The organism is Streptomyces hainanensis (assembly GCF_004348415.1).
Lineage (GTDB): Bacteria > Actinomycetota > Actinomycetes > Streptomycetales > Streptomycetaceae > Streptomyces > Streptomyces hainanensis.
The window spans coordinates 1-2,832 of sequence record NZ_SMKI01000684.1 but is presented as its reverse complement, the minus strand read 5'-3'; the positions used below and the strand labels follow the sequence as shown (position 1 = coordinate 2,832).

Annotated in this window: 1 protein-coding gene; it reads left to right on the top strand. The window is 71.4% G+C overall.

The features are described from left to right. Window positions 1-336 precede the first annotated feature (336 nt). Window positions 337-2,757: a PQQ-dependent sugar dehydrogenase gene (locus E1283_RS34680; protein ID WP_243745309.1), complete on the top strand. Its 2,421-nt coding sequence runs from the start codon at window positions 337-339 to the stop codon at window positions 2,755-2,757. The last annotated feature ends 75 nt before the right edge of the window (window positions 2,758-2,832 follow it).

Sequence of the window (2,832 nt, the reverse complement as noted above, 5' to 3'; positions counted from 1 at the left end):
GGTGCGGGCCGGTGGGACGCGCGAGGGCGCGGCGTGGGGATTGGTCCGTACCTATCGCTCGATTAATGAACGGCGACCCGGTGCCGTCAAGCGGTCGCGCACCCGCTCCGGCCGGGTCGACCGCCCGAACTCTCCGTCAAATCGATGAAGTTGGCGCCAGAGGGTTTCCAGCGCGTCACGCCGTCGTTACCTTCCTTGGTGCGGACCAATCGTGAGTCCGTGACACTCCCCGCGTGGCCCCCCGTTCCCGCCTGCCCCGGCCACCGGGTCCCGGCGCGGCGACGCGCCCCTGTGCGACAGCTCGTCGACCACCCCCACGGTCCCAGGAGGACGCACGTGCACAGGAGAATCCGGCGGCTGCTCGCCGCCCTGACGAGTTCGCTGCTCGCCGCGGCGGGCCTCGTCACCCTCACCTCACCGAATCCGGCGGCGGCCGAGCCCCCCGCGGCCGCCGCCACCTTCCAGCAGGTCGCGCTCGCCAGGGGCGTCGCGGAGCTGGGCGAGCCGATGTCGCTGGCCGTCCTGCCGAACCGCTCGGTCCTGCACACCTCGCGGGACGGCACCCTGCGGATCACCGACGCCCAGGGCAACACCAGCGTCGCGGGCCGCCTCAGCGTCTACTCCAACGACGAGGAGGGGCTGCAGGGGGTCGGCGTCGACCCGAACTTCGCGAGCAACCGCTTCGTCTACCTCTACTACGCGCCGCCGCTCAACACCCCGGCGGGCTCGGCGCCGTCCGAGGGCGCGGCGGCCGACTTCGCGCGGTTCCAGGGCGTCAACCGGCTCTCCCGGTTCACCCTCAACGCCGACCACACGCTCAATCTCGGCAGCGAGGTGCGCGTGTTGGACGTGGCGGCCGACCGCGGCCAGTGCTGCCATGTCGGCGGCGACATCGACTTCGACGCCGCGGGCAACCTTTACCTCTCCACGGGCGACGACACCAATCCGTTCGCGTCGGACGGCTACACCCCGATCGACGAGCGCGCCAACCGCAACCCGGCCTTCGACGCCCAGCGTTCGGCCGGCAACACCAACGACCTGCGGGGCAAGATCCTGCGGATCAGGGTCAACGCGGACGGCACCTACTCGATCCCCGCCGGCAACCTCTTCGCGCCGGGCACGGCGAACACCCGGCCCGAGATCTACGCCATGGGCTTCCGCAACCCGTTCCGGATCAGCGTGGACAAGGAGACGGGCGTCGTCTACGTCGGGGACTACGGCCCGGACGCCGGCACCGCCTCCGCCACCCGCGGCCCGTCGGGCAAGGTCGAGTTCGCCCGGGTGACGAGTGCCGGCAACTACGGCTGGCCGTACTGCGTCGGCGCCAACGAGCCGTACATCGACTACAACTTCGCCACCGGAGCGTCGGGCGCGGCCTTCAACTGCGCGAGCCCGAGGAACGACTCGCCGAACAACACCGGGCTCACCACGCTGCCGGCCGCGCGGGCCGCCTGGATCCCGTACGACGGGGGCTCCGTCCCGGAGTTCGGCAACGGCTCCGAGTCGCCGATGGCCGGCCCCGTATACAACTACGACCCGAACCTCCCGTCGTCGGTGAAGTTCCCCCAGGAGTTCGACGGCGACTTCTTCGCGATGGAGTTCGGCCGCCGCTGGATCAGGAACATCGACGTCAACGCCGACGGCAGCCGTGGCGCCATCAACACCTTCCCGTGGACCGGCACCCAGGTGATGGACGCGGCCTTCGGCCCCGACGGGGCGCTGTACGTCCTCGACTACGGCACCGGCTGGGGCAACGGCGACGCGAACAGCGCGCTGTACCGCATCGAGAACGTCACCGGCAACCAGGCGCCGATCGCCCGGGCGTCGGCCACCCCCACCTCGGGACCGGCGCCCCTCGCCGTGCGGTTCTCCTCCGCCGGCACCAGCGACCCGGACGGCGACGCGCTCGGCTACTCCTGGAACTTCGGCAACGGTGCCACGTCCACCAGCGCCAACCCGACCTACACGTACCCGGCCAACGGGCAGTACACCGCCACCCTGACCGTCCGGGACGCCACCGGGCTGACGGCCACGGCCTCCGTGCCGATCACCGTCGGCAACACGGCGCCGACCGTGCGGCTCGACGCGCCGGCGGACGGCCGACTCGTCGACTTCGGCGAGGCCGTGCCGTTCCGGGTGACGGTCACCGACCCCGAGGACGGCGCGATCGACTGCTCGCGGGTCCGCGTGACCTTCCTCATCGGCCACGACAGCCACGCGCACGAGCAGACCTCGACCACCGGCTGCTCCGGCACCCTCCAGACCCTGGCCGACGGCGAACACGACGCGAACGCCAACATCTTCGGCGTCTTCACCGCGGCGTACACCGACAACGGCGGCCTGGCCGCGACGGACCAGAACGTGACGCAGACCAGCCAGCGGCAGGCCGAGTTCTTCACCAGCATGAACGGCGTCCAGATCACCGACTACGCGGAGGCGCACGGCGGCCGGGCCGTCGGCCACACCGACAACGGCGACTGGATCTCCTTCCAGCCCTACCACCTCGCCGACGCCACCGGCATCACCGTCCGGGCCGCCTCCGGCGGCGCCGGAGGCACCGTGCAGGTACGCGCCGGCTCCCCCACCGGGACCCTGCTCGGCAGCGTGGCCGTGCCCAACACCGGCGGCTGGAACGCCTACCGGAACTTCTCCGCGACCCTGTCGAACGCCCCGAACGCGACCACCACGCTGTACCTGGTGTTCACCGGCGGCACCGGCGGCCTGCTCGACGTCGACGACTTCACCTTCACCCGTTGAACCGTCACCCGGACCAGGAGTCCCGCGTCATGACCATCCCATCGAACGGACCGTCCCTCCCCTCCTCGCCTCCCC